The organism is Arthrobacter sp. FW306-07-I (assembly GCF_021800405.1).
Taxonomy (GTDB): domain Bacteria; phylum Actinomycetota; class Actinomycetes; order Actinomycetales; family Micrococcaceae; genus Arthrobacter.
Genome location: NZ_CP084550.1, coordinates 1753585 through 1768885, shown reverse-complemented (window position 1 = coordinate 1768885; position 15301 = coordinate 1753585). Strand labels below are relative to the sequence as shown.

Here is a 15301-nt window from a genome sequence, read left to right as displayed (position 1 = left end):
GTTAGGCACGCTTTCTGGAATTCTTTGGTTGGCTCTTGTCCCGCGCTGGCCGGATCCGGAACTTCAGCATCCGCTTGGGCCGAATGGCCGGGGCCATCTGTTCCCGGGCCAGCGAGAGGACCACCCCCACGGCACACAGCGACATCAGCAGGGCCGAGCCGCCGTACGAAATAAACGGCAGCGGCACGCCGATGACGGGCATCAGGCCGGTGACTACAGACATGTTCACCGTGGCCTGGCCCAGCAGCCACACCATGATGGTGCCCGCCAGGACCCGGTGGAACATGTCCTCCTGTGCCACCACCACGCGGTAGATCGCAGCGCCGAGGATCGCGAAAAGAACCAGGACGACGACGGTACCCACCAGGCCGAGTTCCTCGCCGATGATGGCGAAAATGAAGTCGTTGTGGGCTTCGGGGATCCAGCTGTACTTTTGCCGGCTCTGTCCAAGGCCAACCCCCAGCCAGCCCCCTGAGGCAAGGCCGTACATGCCGTTGGTGGCCTGGTAGTTGGCGTCGATGCCGTCGGCGCAGGATTGGCCGGTCCACCATGAGGTGATGCGACACATGCGGTTGGAACTGGTCACGGCCATGACGGCGGTGCCGGCAGCAGCGACAAGGCCTGCAATGCCGAAGAGGTAGAGGGGGACGCCTGCGAAGAACAGCGCGGCCGCCATGATCATCATGATGATCATGGCCGTGCCCAGGTCATTGCCCACCAGGATCAGCACGACGATGATGGCCGCCATGGGGACGGCGGGGACCAGCACGTGCTGCCAGCGGCTGAGAAGCCTGCCCTTCCTGGCCAGCACCGTGGCCAACCATAGGGCGAGGGCCAGTTTGGCGGCTTCGGACGGCTGGAATGTGATGCCGCCCAGGTCAACCCAGTTCCGGTTGCCGTTGATCTCCGTGCCCACCACCTGCACCAGGGCAAGGAGCGCCACGGCGAACCCGACGGCGGGCCAGGCCAGCCGCTTCAGCCAGGTGACGTTGATGCGCGAGAGCACGAACATGGTAAATATGCCGATGGCAGCGAAGACACCCTGCTTCAGCGCGTCCCCGTAGGGCGACTTTCCGGCGGCGATGGATTCAACGCTGGAGGCGGAGAGGACCATCATGATCCCGATGGCCGTCAACGCGAGGGTGGCGCCAAGGATCAGGTAGTACGTGGAGCCGTTCCGGGACTTGCCGGTTCCCTCCAGCAGGGCCCAGAACCGCCGGTACGCGGTGCGCAGTTTCGCGCCTGCCGCTGCCGGCTGCCGGGAGGCGGCAGCCGTTGAGCCGGGGCGCGTCCTGCCGGCCTGGGGCCGGGTGGGCGTACTGGCCATCGTTACTCCTCGCCGGTCTGGGCCTGCCCTTCCACCAGCTCGCGGACAGCGTCGATGAAAGTACCACCACGGTGAGCGTAGGAAGAGAACTGATCCATGGAAGCAGCTGCCGGAGCCATCAGCACGGTATCGCCCGATTCGGCGATCCGTGCTGCTGACGCAACGGCCCAGGACATCACCCGTTCTCCCTTGCCGGGGGAACCGCCGGACGTGCCATCGGGCGCCGAAGCAGTCTGCACCCCTTCAGTCTCACCTGCCTCCGGTTCAATCACCGGGACATCGGGCGCGTGTCGCTGGAGGGCTTCCCGGAGGTGGGCGGTGTCCGTACCGATCAGTACCACTGCCTTGAGCCGTGGGGCGTGGTCCCGGACCAGCTCGTCGTAGCTCACGCCTTTGGACAGGCCACCGGCGATCCAGACGACGTTGCTGAAGGCCGACAGGGATGCGGAGGCCGCGTGGGGGTTGGTGGCCTTGGAGTCATTGACCCAGAGCACGCCGTTCATGCGGGCGACCGGCTGGATGCGGTGGTCGCCCGGAACGTAATCGAGGATGCCCTGGCGGACTGCCTTGGCGTCCACGCCGTACGCGCGGACCAGGCCGGCTGCGGCAAGGGCGTTGGCCACCATGTGGCGCGGGGCCAGCGGTCCAAGGTCTGCCATCGAGGCCAGTTCAGCCGCGCTGTTCCTGCGCTCCTCGATGAAGGCGCGGTCCACCAGCAGCCCTTCCACCACGCCAAGCATGCTGATGGCCGGCGTGACAGTGGTGAAGCCCACGGCACGGCAGCCCTCCACGACGTCGGCGTTTTCCACCATGCGCTCGGTTTCGATCTGCTCGGCGTTGTAGATGCAGGCCTTCTGGGTCCGCTCGTACACCTTGGCTTTGTCAGCGAGGTATGAATCATAGGAACCGTGCCAGTCGACGTGGTCTTCGGCCACGTTCAGGCAGACGCTCGCCACGGGCGACACGGATTCGGCCCAGTGGAGCTGGAAGCTCGAGAGTTCGACGGCGAAGACGTCGTACTCGACGGGATCGCGGAGGGCATCCAGGATGGGGGTGCCCACATTGCCGACGGCGATGGCTTTGAGGCCGGCGGCCCGCAGCATGGATTCGGTAAGTCCCACCGTGGTGGTCTTGCCGTTGGTTCCGGTGATTGCCAGCCAGTCGGCCGTCTTCCGGCCTTCCCTTACCCGCACCCGCCAGGCGAGTTCGACGTCGCCCCACACCGGAATGTGTGCCCGTGCCGCTGCTGCGAGCAGCGCCTGGTCCGGGCGCCATCCGGGCGAGGTCACGATCAGTTCCGGAAGCTCGCCGTCGATGCGGGGAATGTGCGTGACCGCGTCGGGACCGAGCAGCACGTCGGCGGCACCCACAATCTTCAAAGTGTCCGCGTGGGCGTGGGCCGTCTCGCTGGTGGCGGCGTCGACTACCACGACGCGTGCACCGAGTTCGATGAGGGTGTCCGCAGCGGCGAAACCCGACACCCCGATGCCCGTGACGACGACACGCAGGCCGGCCCAGTCGGAGTCCCAGGAGACGAGGTTTGCCAGGCGTGGGGAAACGGTCACAGCAGTACAACCCATTCAGCGTAGAAAATGCCCAATCCGACGGCAACGAAGAGTCCGCCCAGGATCCAGAACCGGACCACGACGGTCACTTCGGCCCACCCCTTCAGTTCGAAGTGGTGCTGCAGCGGCGCCATCTTGAACACGCGCTTGCCGCCTGTTGCCTTGAAGTAGCCCACCTGGATGATGACGGACAGGGTGATCAGCACGAAGAGACCGCCCACGATGCCCAGCAGGAGTTCGGTGCGGGACAGGATGGCGAAGCCCGCCACCGCGCCGCCGATGGCCAGCGAACCTGTGTCGCCCATGAAGATCTTTGCCGGCGATGTGTTCCACCAGAGGAACCCCACCAGCGCGGCGCTGAGGATGGCAGCCAGGAGCGCCAGGTCCAGGGGGTCCCTGACCAAGTAGCAGCCGCTGCCGGCCTCCCTGGGGGAACCGCAGGCCTGGTTGCTCTGCCATATGCCCATGAGCGTGTAAGCGCCGAAAACCATGATTGATGCGCCGGCCGCCAGGCCGTCGAGGCCGTCAGTAAGGTTCACGCCGTTGGTGGCCGCGGTGACGATAAGGTTCGACCAAATGACGAAGAGAATGGCGCCAAGGACGGTGCCGCCGAAGGCGAGGTCGAGCCAAGGCAGGTCCCGGACCAGGGAGATCTTCGTGGACGCGGGCGTCAGTCCGGCGCTATTGGGGAAGTTCAGCGCAAGGATGGCGAAGATGATGCCTACGGCGGCCTGGAGGATGAGCTTGGCCTTGGCATTGAGGCCAAGGCTGCGCTGCCGGGAGATCTTGATGAAGTCGTCCAGGAAGCCCACCAGGCCCATGCCCACCATGAGGAAGAGCAGGATCAGGGCCGAGGCTGATGGTCCCGGTGAGTCTGGGTTCATCATCAGCATGATGAGGTGGGTGAGACCGTAGCTCAGCAGTACGGAGGCCACCACCACGGTTCCGCCCATGGTGGGGGTGCCGCGCTTGGTGTGGTGCGATGTGGGGCCGTCGTCACGGATGAACTGGCCATAGCCGCGGTGCACCAGGAGGCGGATGAAAAGCGGGGTGCCCACCAGGGAGCACAGCAGGGCCAGGCCTGCGCCGATCAACAGAGCAATCACAGCAGAGTGCTCCTTTCGTCGGCAGGGGTGGAGGTTGGGGGTAATGCTATCCGATCGCCCAAATGGCGAAGTCCAACGCTGTTGGAGGACTTGAACAACACCAGGTCGCCGGGCTGGAGTTCGGCGTCCAGGACTTCGTAGGCCTCATCCACCGTTTCGGCGAAGAGGCATTCGTCCCCCCACGACCCTTCCTGCACGGCTGAAACGTAGAGTGCCCGGGCCTCGCGGCCCACCACCAGCAGCCTGGAGATGTTGAGGCGCACCACTTGGGTTCCGACGGCGGTGTGCTCGCGGATGGAGTCGTCGCCCAGTTCCAGCATGGCCCCCAGGACGGCCCAGGTGCGGCGGCCGCGGCCAAGGTCGGCAAGGGTTCGAAGGGCCGCCCGCATGGACTCGGGGTTGGCGTTGTATGCATCGTTGATGACGGTCACGCCGTCCTGCCGCTCGGTGCGTTCCATGCGCCAACGGCTGGCGGCGGCCTGGTTGCTCAGCGAAGCCGCGATGTGGTCTCCCGGCACTCCGGCAGCCCATGCGGCTGCAGCGGCTGCGAGCAGGTTTCCCACGTGGTGCGCGCCGATGAGCCGGCTGCTTACGTGCCGGGGAGCAGCGCCATCCGGCAGCTGGAGGTCGAATTCGGGGCCGCCCCCGGCGTTGGTATCCACGTTGAGCGCCTGGACCTGTGCATCCGCGCGTCCGTCTGCGGAAAAGCCGAGGACGGCAGCGGAGGTACGGCTGCGCATGGCTGCCACGCGCTCGTCGTCGAGGTTGATGATCGCGGTGCCCGCGGCGGTCAGGCCTTCGACCATCTCGCCCTTGGCCAGCGCAATGTTCTCCACTCCCCCGAACTCGCCGGCGTGCGCGGTACCTACAGCCAGGACCACCCCGATGTCCGGCTTGACCATCTCTGCGAGGTAGCGGATGTGGCCGATCCCGGTGGCCCCCATCTCGATAACGAGGTAGCGGGTGTCTGTGCCGGCCCGGAAAACCGTGAGCGGGACGCCCACCTCACCGTTGTAGGAGCCTTGCGGTGCCACCGTGTTGCCTTGCGTGGCCAGGATTCCGGCCAGGAGGTCTTTGGTGGTGGTCTTGCCCGCGGAACCGGTGATTCCAACCACCGTCAGCTGCTCTCCTGCTGCCGCACGTGCGGCACGGATCCGGCGGACGGCTTCGGCGGCAAGTGCGCCCATGGCCAGGACGGCGTCGTCCACCACGATCGAAGGGTACGCCTTGCCGTCCGGTGCGGACACCGGGCGCTCGACGAGTGCCAGTACGGCGCCCGCGCCAAAGGCGGCGTCGATGAAGTCATGGCCGTCGGCATATTCGCCCGGCTTCGCGACGTAAAGCGAACCCGGTGTGGCTTCGCGTGAATCCGTCACCACCGAGAGGGGCGTTAGTCCGGGATCGGCGTCCAGGCGCCCGCTGGTGATTTCGGCGATTTCCGCCGCAGTAAATGCAATCATCTCGGTCTAGGACTCTATCCGGTCGTCATGGAGAACGTTGAATCCCCTGGCTGTCAAGGCGCTGCGCAGTTCCACCCTGTCGTCCAGGGCAAGGTTGACGCCCTTCACTTCCTGCCAGACTTCGTGCCCGCGGCCCGCCACCAGGATGGTGTCCTGTGGGCGGGCAAGGGACACGGCGTGGCGGATGGCTTCGTCGCGGGGGAAGACCTCCAACAGCTCTGCCCCCGATGACCCGCCGGCCAGGGCTTCACGTGCCCCGGCCATCACGTCGGCGCGGATCGCAGCCGCGTCCTCGTCGTGGGGGTCGTCGTCGGTGATGATTACGGTGTCGGCAAGCCGGGCCGCAATGGCACCCATCGCGGGTCGCTTGCCCTGGTCACGTTGTCCGGTGGCACCGAACACCACGATCAGCCGGGAGTCCGGTTGGGGCGCCCGGACGGCTTCCAGGGCCCGGGCCAGGGCGTCGGTGTTGTGGGCGAAGTCCACCACGGCGGCGGGCTGCTCGGCGATCAGCTGCATCCGTCCGGGCACGGCCACGGTGAAGGGGTCGGCGGCGTCCAGGGCGGCCTGCAGATCGGCCAGGTCCACGCCGGACGCAAGGACCATTAGCGCAGCCAGGGCCGCGTTGGCAACGTTGAAGCTGCCGGGCAGTCCGGTGTGGATCTGCAGGGTGGCGCCTGAGGGACCCGCAAGGGTGAAGTCGGTACCAAGCCCCCGCGGCGCCGTTGCTGCAACTGTCCAATCCGCCTGGGTGCTGCCGCCCGTGCTGAGCGTGGTGACCGGCACCTGGGTGCTGCCGGCCAGCCGGCGTCCCCACTCGTCGTCGACCGTCACTACCGCCCGGCGGGTGCGCCCGGGCGTGAAGAGTTCCGCCTTGGTGGCAAAGTACTCCTCCATGGTGTTGTGCAGGTCCAAGTGGTCCTGGGTGAGGTTGGTGAAACCCGCGACGTCAAAGAGCAGGCCGTCCACGCGCTGGTAGGAGATGGCGTGGGAGGACACTTCCATGGCGGCAGCGTCGAGCCCGCGTTCGCGCATGAGCGCCAGCAGCCCGTGGACCTCAGGCGATTCGGGCGTGGTCAGGAGGCTGGGGATCGGTTCCCCGCCAGCCAGGATTTCGATGGTTCCGATCAGGCCGGTCTTCTGCCGGAGCGCACGCAGCAGGGAGGTGATGAAGTAGGTAGTGGTGGTCTTCCCGTTGGTTCCTGTCACACCGAACAGCCGCAGTGGCCGGCCGTCAGCGGGCTGGCTGCGGTAGATCATCGCGGAGAGCGGTCCCACCTCGTTGCGGGGATTCCCGACGACGAGCACCGGGACGGGCGTGTCCGCGGACAGGGCGAGCAGCCGGGCACCGGCGTCGTCTGTCAGCACGGCCACTGCCCCAGCACCGATGGCGTCGGAGGCGAAGTCGGCGCCGTGCCTGCTGGCTCCGGGCAGCGCCACGTACAGGTCGCCGGGCTCAACGGTGCGCGAGTTCAGCGATATCCCCGTGATCTCCACGTCAGCGGCGGGTTCGGGCACAGTTACGCCAAGGGACTTCCCGACGGCGGCCAGCGGGACGGCAGCTACGGCTGCGGGCCGGAAGCGGCCTGGACTTTCATCCCGGGCTTCGTCTCGTGCAGCGTCGCTGCCGGGCGTGGTGAACTCTGACAAGGGGATCTCCGATGGTGCTAGTGCGTGCCCGGCATGGTTCGCCCCGGGCACTTTGATGCGCTGGATGCTGCTGGTACTTCCGGCCCCGCGCGGCCGCTATTTGGCGTACTGGGGCATCCTGGCCGGCGTACCGGTTGAAGGCTGGACGTTGTAGGTCCGCAGCGCCTGGCTCATGACGGACCGGAACACCGGCCCGTTGGTGATGCCGTAGATGCTGCCCTTCGGCCGCTGGAGCACCACCTCCACAATAAACCGCGGATCATCCATCGGCGCCATTCCCACGATGGAGGCCGTGTAGCCGCAGTAGCCCGACTTGCCGTCGTCGCACGGTGACTCCGACGTGCCGGTCTTGGCTCCCACCCGGTAGCCGTCGATTCCGGCGTCCTTGATTTCGCCCTCGGTGACGGCGCTTTCCAGGATGTCCTGGACCTGCTGGGCCGTGCTGTCGGAGACAACCTGCCGTGACGGCTGGGCCGGCACCTTCTCCTCCGTGCCGTCAGGCGAGATGTAGGAATCGATCAGCCGTGGCTGCAGCATGACGCCGTTGTTGGCGATGCTCTGGTAGGCACGGACAGTCTGGAGCGTGGACTGGGAAACTCCCTGCCCGAACAATACGGTGTACTGCTGGCGTCCATCCCACTGGTCCGGTGGCGTGAGGATGCCGGCGGCGGTGGCCGGCAGGCCGATATCCGGCGCCTCGCCGATGCCGAACTTCTTCAGCCAGTCATAGCGCTGTTCCTTGCTAAGCCGCTGGCCGGCCATGACGGTTCCGGTGTTCATGGAGTACCCGATGATGCCCGCCAGCGTCCGTTCCTCGGTTCCGTGGGTGAAAGCGTCGCTGAACGTCTGGCCGTCAACCGTGTAGGTGGGCGGGATGGTGAAGGTGTCGAGCGGTTTCGCAAGTCCCTCGTCGATCACAGCTGCTGCCGTCATCATCTTCTCCACGGAACCGGGCTCATAGGCTGCGGTCACGGAGCGGACGCCGCGGTCCTTGGCTGCCACCAGTCCCGGGTTGTTGGGGTCCGGGGAGTTCGTGTCGGCCAGGGCCAGGAGGTTTCCAGTTTTGGCATCCATCACGATGATGACGCCCCACTCGGCGCTGAGCTTGTCCGCCTGGCTTTGAACGGCCTGCTGCGCAAAGTACTGAAGATCGGAGTTCAGCGTGAGCTTGACGTCCTTGCCGTTCTGCGGCGGAGTCAGCTCGTCCAGGCCCACCGGGATGCGCAATCCATCGGCGCCGATCTCGAACAGGCGCTTGCCGTCCTTGCCCTTGAGTTGGTCGTCCTGGGTCTGCTCGATCCCGGCCAGCCCGGTAGTGCCGTCCTGGAGGAAACCCACCACTCCCCCGGCCACAGCGCCGTTCGGGTAGACGCGCTTGCTGACGCCCTCGGCAACGATGCCGGGCACCTGGAGTTTAGAGATGCGGTCCTCGACGTCGGGCTTCACGTCCTTGGCCACGATGTGATACGGCTGCTGGCCGGTGACCGCGTCCCGGACGGCGTTGGTGTCCATGCCGAGGGCGGCGGCAAGCTCGGAAATCGCCTGGTCGCGGCTGACGTCCACCAGTTTTTCGTGGCCGTCGGCCTGGTCCAGCCGCTTGTAGGACTCCGTCTTGGTGTTGACCCGCTGGTCCACCACGATGTTGTAGCGGATCACGCTGTTGGCCAGTACGGTGCCGCGGGAATCAAGGATGCTGCCGCGCTCTGCCGGCAGGATGGCGGAGGTCATCCGGCTGTTCAACGCCGCTTCGGCCATGCCCCCGACGTCGAGCCCCTGGACCAGGAAGAGCTTCCCGCCCACCACCAGCAGGAGCGTGAGCATGACGCCCAGTCCCAGGCGTAAGCGTTTCGTGGCGTTGGGTGCCTTGCTTTGTCCTGCCTTGCCGGTCTTCTCCGCCACCGTGATATTCCTTGCTGCTAGACGCTGCTGCCTGTCCTGCCTTTTGGCCTACTGCCCGGGGACCTTCTGCTGGGGCGCCGGAACGGAGCCGCCGTGAAGCGCGGGTGCCGGAGCCGCTGCAGCCGCCTGGGCAGCAGCGGGGCGCTGGGGAACAGTGGCCTGTGCCGGGTTCGCGGCGGGGGCCGGGCCGGCGGCGGGAGCGGGAGAAGCCTTCCCGGCGTCCGCCGTCGTGGCCTTATCCGCTGCTGCACCCTTGGGAGCCGGCGGGACAATGAGCTGCCCGGCTACGGCCGGTGCCGGGATGACCGCTCCACCCGCTGCACCCTTCACTGCCGGGGTGGCTTTTCCTGTGACTGACAGGGTGGACAGATCGATCTGGCCTTTCACCGTGGACGCCACCATGCCAAGCTCAGTGGCTTTGGCCGCCAGGTTCTGCGGGGCCTCGAAGTTCTGTACCTGCTGGGTCAGGTCCTGGTTGGTCTTGGTCAATGAGCTCTGCTTAGCGCGCAACTCCACCAACTGGTACTGCGCGGTGGAAACTGAGATGTTCAGGACCAGTACCGCAACCAGGGCGACGGCGAGCATGGCAAAGCAGAGCACGACAAAGGGGGCCCGGCGCTTCCGGGGCGCGGTGCGGACGACGGAAAGCGGCGTACGCCCCTTCCGGCCTACGCCCGGTTCACCCGCAGGCCTGGCATCGGCCGCCGAACTGCCGGAAACGATGGGAAAGTTCTTGACGGCGGCGGTGCTCATGCAGCTCTCCTGGCTCTGATTCGTTCTGCCGCGCGAAGCCTGGCGGAGGCAGCGCGTGGGTTTTCAGCAATTTCGACGGCGGTAGGCACCTCAGTGCCTTTGGTCAGGGTCTTGAGTTCAGGCTTGTGCTCTTCCAGCTCCACGGGGAAGCCAAGGGGAGCAGAAGACTTCGAACGGGCCTGGAGGACGCCTTTGACGATCTTGTCCTCGAGGGAGTGGTAGGACATGATCACGATGCGGCCGCCGAGAGCCAGGGAGTCGACGGCGGCGGGCACAGCCCGTTCCAGGACATCAAGTTCCTCGTTGACCTCGATCCGCAGGGCCTGGAAGGTCCGCTTGGCAGGGTGTCCGCCGGACTTCGCGGCGGAGGCAGGCACCACGGAACGAATCTGCTCGACGAGTTCGCCGGTGGTGGTGAACTCCTTCACCGCACGTGCTGCAACGATCCGGTTGGCGATCCGGCCGGCGAACTTTTCCTCGCCCCACTTGCGGATGATCCGGACCAGGTCTGCTTCGCTGTAGGTATTGACCACATCCGCTGCCGTTTGGCCGCGGCTGGTGTCCATCCGCATGTCCAGCGGGGCATCGAACGAGTAGGCGAAGCCGCGCTCCCGCTCGTCCAGCTGCAGTGAAGAGACACCCAGGTCCATCAGGATGCCGTGCACTTCGGCCACGCCGAGGTCTGCCAGCACGTCCTGGATTTCGTCATAGACCGCGTGGACCAGGTCGGTCCTGGCAGCGAAGGGAGCCAGCCGCTCCCCCGCGAGGGCCAGTGCTTCCTCGTCACGGTCAATGCCGATGAGGTGGAGGTCGGGGAACCTCTGGAGCATGGCCTCGGAGTGGCCGCCCATCCCCAGGGTTGCGTCCACGGCGATGGGGGTTTCCCCGCGGAGCCTCGCCGCTTCGAAGCCCGGTGCCAACAAATTGATGCACCGGTCGCGGAGGACCGGCACATGGCGTTCGGACGTGGGCTTGGGTTGATCGGTCATGCCTGGTCCTTTCCCGCCGTCGTTGTCACCTGATGCTTCTGGGATCAGATCCCCATCCGCACCTACCGTTCCGCCCGCCTGGCTCCGGGGAAGGTGAGCCAGGTTGACAGCCGGTGGGCCGGCTGGAGATCTCATCCAAGAAGCCGCCTGCTGCCCCGCTCCGGATTCAGAGAATGCCCGGAATGGGATCGTCAGTTTCGGAAAAGGCTGTCTCCTTCTCCGCGAGGTATTCATTCCAAGCCTGGGCGTCCCAGATCTCGGCGCGGGTACCGGCGCCGATGACGGCAAGTTCCCTTCCGAGTCCTGCGTACTCCCGGAGCGCCGGTGGAATGGTCACGCGCCCCTGCTTGTCAGGTACCTCGTCAGAGGCTCCAGAGAGAAATACGCGGATGTAGTCACGTGCCTGCTTGGAGGAGATTGGCGCCTCCCGCATTTGCTCGTGGACCCGTGCAAATTCCTTCTCACTGAAGACGTAGATGCAACGTTCCTGGCCCCTTGTGAGCACCAAGCCGCTGGCAAGCTCCTCGCGGAACTTGGCCGGGAGAATGATCCGTCCCTTTTCATCCAGACGTGGCGAGTGAGTGCCCAGAAACACTGGCCCACCGCCTGTCCGCTGTCAGGAACTGCACATCCCCTATGTTGCAACCACCCTCTTATGTCCTCCACATTACTCCACTTTCCACCACAGTCAACGCGAAACGGGAGCTACGGCGCTCTAATTATGGGAAGGAAGGCCCGAAATAGCGGGAATTTTGGGCGGTGGTGGAAAGTGGAGGGCTTTTGCCTTGGCGGGTCCCGGTGAATTCCCTCAAGCGGGCACTGACAGGCGGAATGCCCTGGACCGCGTTTCTTAAACGCGAAAAGACCCGCCGTAGCGGGTCTTCACGGGCGATCCCCTGTGGTCAGGGGAGCAAATTGGAGGGATTCGGCATCCGGGTCTCCAAGGGGTTTAGGGCTCCCCCCTGCGGCGCTCGTCCCAGCGTTCTTCCAGGCTGCTCATGAATGAACTCCGTTGCTTGCCTGGCTTTGCCCCGCCACCCTTGGCGGCTGCACCTCCACGGGAACTTCGCATGGTGGCGAAGTACACCCCACCGCCCATGACGACGAAGCCCAGGACCCCGACGAAGATGTTCTGGAGTGTGACACCGAGCAGCAACAGGAACACGCCGGCCAGTGCGCAGAGGACCCCAATAACAACATGCCTCGTGGACCATGAACGCCCGGGGTCCGAACCCAATGAGTTCGCGAACTTCGGGTCGTCCTCGTGAAGCTGCTTCTCAAGCTGCTCAAGCAGCTTCTGTTCGTGCTCCGACAGCGGCATCACGACCTCCTTTTGTAGGCCAACGTCCGGGCTGATCCCAGCCACTACTTCTACTCCGTTGGAACGCCTGCCATTGCTGGAAAGTTCCCGTTTTCCCAGTCGTGGCAAAACGGGAATTCAGCATGCGGTCGCGGGAGCGGGAGCATGTCCAAGAGGGTCCGGCAGTAAGTCCATTCACTCGAAAACTATGTATCTCTAAGGATAGATTGTTGACGCCTGATCTGAAAGACGGCAACGACTTCGGCAAATCCCTTAAGCAGTCCGTTGCGTGCCGTCCCCGGCCGGATTTTCCGGCTCCATTAAACGTGCCGGCAGCACGGACTTGCTGCCGAACCTGCGGGTCACCTCGTCAAGGGCCTGTTCGGCCGCCCTCCAGTTCTCGTCCCGGCGGTCGATGCTGAGCTGGAGCGAGGTACGCGCCGCCTCCTCGAGCTGCTCTGCCCGGACGCCCACGAGCCTTACGGCCATCGCCCTGGTTCCGAGCGACTCCAGGAGCTGCAGTGCCACTGCGTAGATCAGCTGGGCGCTGTCCACCGGAGTCTGCACCGTCCTGCTGCGGGTTACGGTGGAAAAATCCGCGAAGCGCAACTTCAGCGCCACGGTCCTGGCCACCATTCCGGAGCTCCGCAACCGCCCTGCCGTCCGGTGCGAGAGCCGCAGGAGTTCCCGGCGGAGGAGCGCGTCGTCGTCGGTATCCGTGGCGAAGGTTTCTTCGGCTCCAATGCTCTTTTCCAGCCGCACCGGGGTAACCGGGCGGGGATCGATGCCCCAGGCAAGCTGGTGCACATGCTCCCCCGTGGCCCCCAGGACCTTCTTAAGGGAGGAGACCGGGGTTGCGGCAACGTCCGCCACCGTCCTGATTCCCATTTTTGCCAGGACCTCCCCGGTTTTCGCCCCTACACCCCACAGGGCACCTACGGGAAGGCTGTGCAGATACGGCACGGTTTCATCCGGCCCGATGAGCAGCAGCCCGTCCGGCTTGCACCGGGTGGAGGCAATTTTCGCTACGAACTTGGTCTCGGCGATTCCCACGGAGGCGGTGATGCCCAGTTCGGCTGCGACCCGGCGGCGGATCAGCTCACCTATTCCCCTCGGCGGCCCCAGCCGGCGGAGCGCGCCGGTGACGTCCAGGAACGCCTCATCCACACTGAGGGGTTCCACGAGCCCGGTGATGGACTCAAAGATCCCCATCAGCTGCCCCGACACCTCGTAGTAGAGCTTGTGCCGCGGTTCAATGACCACCGCCTGCGGACACATGCGCATGGCCACGGCCATGGGCATCGCGGACTTGACGCCGAAGGCGCGGGCTTCGTACGAGCCGGAGAGGACAACTGACCGCTCTCCCGGGAAGCCCACGATCACGGGCTTGCCGCGAAGTTCGGGGCGCGTCCGGAGCTCCACGGAAACAAAGAAAGCATCCATGTCCACGTGCATGATGCATGTGCGCCGGCGCCCCTGGGGGCGCGCGGCCGATGGTCGGTTCGTACCTGCGGGCCCCACGGCTGCAATCCTATCGGCTTATGGGACTCTGCTGTTTGTCGGGAGCGCAGCGGAGGCTGGCTAAACTGGAGGCTGATTTTGCCAACAACACCAGGAGGAAAGTCTCTGTGACGGCTATTGGAAACTTCAAGCCAGCAGGCTTGGCCGCGCTTGCCGCTGCGGCGGTGCTGGCCCTGGCCGCCTGCAGCCAGACCCCCTCCGGACAGGCAGAGCCTTCCCAGTCCGCACCCCCTGCTGCCACCCAGTCCACCCTCACGGCTTCCCCCAGTCCGTCGGCGTCGCCCAATACTTCCGCGACTGTCGGCGCGGTGGTGGCCGGCTTTCCGCAGCAACTCCTCCCCTTGATGACCGGGGCAACAGTCGTGTCCAGCAGCTTCGACAAGGCCTCCACACCCTCCACCGCTGCCCTGGTCGGGACGGTCACGGCCCCTACCGCTTCGGTCCTTGACTTCTATACGAAGGCCTTGGAAGGCCAGGGTTTCAAGGCCGTTCCCGGCGACAAGGTGGGCGGGGTGGCTTCCAAGGATTTCGTCCGCGGTGACAACGAGACCGTAAACCTCTCGGTGGTCGAAGCCGCGGGCGTTTCCACGTTCACCATCGGCGCCAACGTGGCAGCTGAGTCAGCCAAGTGACGGCAGCGGAGCAGCTACGGAATGAACAAGCCGACTTCGTGGCAGGCGTGGCAGGCGAGCTCACGGGATTCCTGACCGCGCGGCAGTCAGTAATGTCCGGCATCTCCCCGGACATCGAACCAATCATGGGTTCCATCTCCAACCTCGTCACCGGCGGCAAGCGCCTCCGCGCCCTGATGTGCTACTGGGGCTGGCGCGGCGCAGGGGGCGAGGCCGGGGCTAGCCAGGTTGTCACAGCCGGCGCTGCGCTTGAGCTGTTCCAGGCCGCCGCACTGATCCATGACGACATCATCGACCGCTCGGACACCCGCCGCGGCGGTCCCAGCGTCCACCGGCGCTTCAGCGAGTTGCACACGTCCCAGGGCTGGGCACTGGACAGCGAACGGTTCGGCCAGGCGGCCGCCATCCTTGCGGGCGATCTTTGCCTGTCCTTCAGCGAGGAGGCGTTTACCGACATCGGTGAACGGGCCGCCTCCGGAAGCAGGGCGAGGCTGATTTTCAACCTGATGCGAGCAGAGGTCATGGCCGGCCAGTACCTGGACATCCTGGAGGAAGTGGCGGGACCTGTCCGGGACCGGGCGGGAGCGGTCGGCAGGGCGCAGTCCATCATCCGGTTCAAGAGCGCCAAATACTCCACCGAGCACCCACTGGCCCTGGGCGGAGCCCTGGCCGGAGCGTCGAATGAACTGCTCCGCGGCTATTCGGCTTTCGCCCTTCCGCTCGGCGAGGCCTTCCAACTCCGCGATGACGTCCTTGGCGTGTTTGGGGATCCGCTCACCACCGGCAAGCCGGCCGGCGATGATTTGCGCGAAGGAAAACGTACTGTCCTGGTGGCCCTCGCACTGGATCAGGCCACCCCGGAAGAGTCCGCATTCATTGATGCGAGCCTGGGCAGCCCCGACCTGTCGGACGCTGACATCCTGGAAATCCGGCGCATCATCGAGGATTCCGGAGCGTTGCAGGCCACCGAAGTCCTTATTAGTGAGTTCGGCGCTGCAGCATTCGAGGCACTTGATGGGCTTCCGTTGGAGGAGTTGCCCAAAATTGCGCTTCGGAAGCTGGCTGAAGCTGCTGTCAGCCGAGCCTCCTGAAGCTGCGG

General features: G+C 65.5%; 13 protein-coding genes. 2 read left to right on the top strand and 11 right to left on the bottom strand.

Annotated features, from left to right (window positions below; all coding sequences use genetic code 11):
• Nucleotide 1: 1 nt before the first annotated feature.
• The 11 genes from ftsW to dinB all read right to left on the bottom strand — a co-directional run bounded on the left by ftsW (nucleotide 2) and on the right by dinB (nucleotide 13504).
• Nucleotides 2-1327 (bottom strand): putative lipid II flippase FtsW, encoded by a 1326-nt coding sequence (gene ftsW / locus LFT46_RS08120; protein ID WP_236802022.1) that lies wholly within the window; start codon nucleotides 1325-1327, stop codon nucleotides 2-4.
• A 2-nt stretch (nucleotides 1328-1329) separates the two neighbouring features.
• Nucleotides 1330-2907: a UDP-N-acetylmuramoyl-L-alanine--D-glutamate ligase gene (gene murD / locus LFT46_RS08115; RefSeq protein WP_236802021.1), complete on the bottom strand. Its 1578-nt coding sequence runs from the start codon at nucleotides 2905-2907 to the stop codon at nucleotides 1330-1332.
• Nucleotides 2889-3998, bottom strand: a complete 1110-nt coding sequence (mraY, locus tag LFT46_RS08110) for a phospho-N-acetylmuramoyl-pentapeptide-transferase (RefSeq protein WP_236802020.1) — start codon at nucleotides 3996-3998, stop codon at nucleotides 2889-2891. Before mraY ends, murD begins: the two co-directional genes overlap by 19 nt.
• Nucleotides 3995-5458, bottom strand: coding sequence for a UDP-N-acetylmuramoyl-tripeptide--D-alanyl-D-alanine ligase (locus LFT46_RS08105; RefSeq protein ID WP_236821776.1), 1464 nt, complete (start codon nucleotides 5456-5458; stop codon nucleotides 3995-3997). The genes mraY and LFT46_RS08105 overlap by 4 nt, the downstream gene beginning before the upstream one ends.
• Nucleotides 5459-5464: 6 nt before the next feature.
• Nucleotides 5465-7108, bottom strand: coding sequence for a UDP-N-acetylmuramoyl-L-alanyl-D-glutamate--2,6-diaminopimelate ligase (locus LFT46_RS08100; RefSeq protein ID WP_236821775.1), 1644 nt, complete (start codon nucleotides 7106-7108; stop codon nucleotides 5465-5467).
• Nucleotides 7109-7204: 96 nt separating this feature from the next.
• Entirely contained in the window at nucleotides 7205-9007 is a 1803-nt protein-coding gene (locus LFT46_RS08095) for a peptidoglycan D,D-transpeptidase FtsI family protein (protein WP_236802017.1), read from the bottom strand.
• Between the two features lie 48 nt (nucleotides 9008-9055).
• Nucleotides 9056-9760 (bottom strand): hypothetical protein, encoded by a 705-nt coding sequence (locus tag LFT46_RS08090; protein WP_236802016.1) that lies wholly within the window; start codon nucleotides 9758-9760, stop codon nucleotides 9056-9058.
• Nucleotides 9757-10749 carry a 16S rRNA (cytosine(1402)-N(4))-methyltransferase RsmH gene (rsmH, locus tag LFT46_RS08085; protein ID WP_142134347.1) on the bottom strand — a complete coding sequence of 331 codons (993 nt, stop codon included), beginning with the start codon at nucleotides 10747-10749 and terminating at the stop codon, nucleotides 9757-9759. The genes LFT46_RS08090 and rsmH overlap by 4 nt, the downstream gene beginning before the upstream one ends.
• A gap of 166 nt (nucleotides 10750-10915) precedes the next feature.
• Nucleotides 10916-11344: a division/cell wall cluster transcriptional repressor MraZ gene (gene mraZ / locus LFT46_RS08080; RefSeq protein ID WP_018763545.1), complete on the bottom strand. Its 429-nt coding sequence runs from the start codon at nucleotides 11342-11344 to the stop codon at nucleotides 10916-10918.
• Between the two features lie 354 nt (nucleotides 11345-11698).
• Nucleotides 11699-12070: a DUF3040 domain-containing protein gene (locus LFT46_RS08075; RefSeq protein ID WP_236802015.1), complete on the bottom strand. Its 372-nt coding sequence runs from the start codon at nucleotides 12068-12070 to the stop codon at nucleotides 11699-11701.
• A 252-nt stretch (nucleotides 12071-12322) separates the two neighbouring features.
• A complete protein-coding gene (gene dinB, locus LFT46_RS08070; RefSeq protein ID WP_236821774.1) occupies nucleotides 12323-13504 on the bottom strand; it encodes a DNA polymerase IV in 1182 nt (393 codons plus the stop codon).
• Between the two features lie 173 nt (nucleotides 13505-13677).
• On the opposite strand from dinB, the gene LFT46_RS08065 reads away from it, so the two are divergent.
• Both LFT46_RS08065 and LFT46_RS08060 read left to right on the top strand, forming a co-directional pair.
• Entirely contained in the window at nucleotides 13678-14202 is a 525-nt protein-coding gene (locus tag LFT46_RS08065; RefSeq protein ID WP_236802013.1) for a hypothetical protein, read from the top strand.
• Nucleotides 14199-15293, top strand: coding sequence for a polyprenyl synthetase family protein (locus LFT46_RS08060; protein WP_236821773.1), 1095 nt, complete (start codon nucleotides 14199-14201; stop codon nucleotides 15291-15293). Before LFT46_RS08065 ends, LFT46_RS08060 begins: the two co-directional genes overlap by 4 nt.
• Nucleotides 15294-15301: the final 8 nt, after the last annotated feature.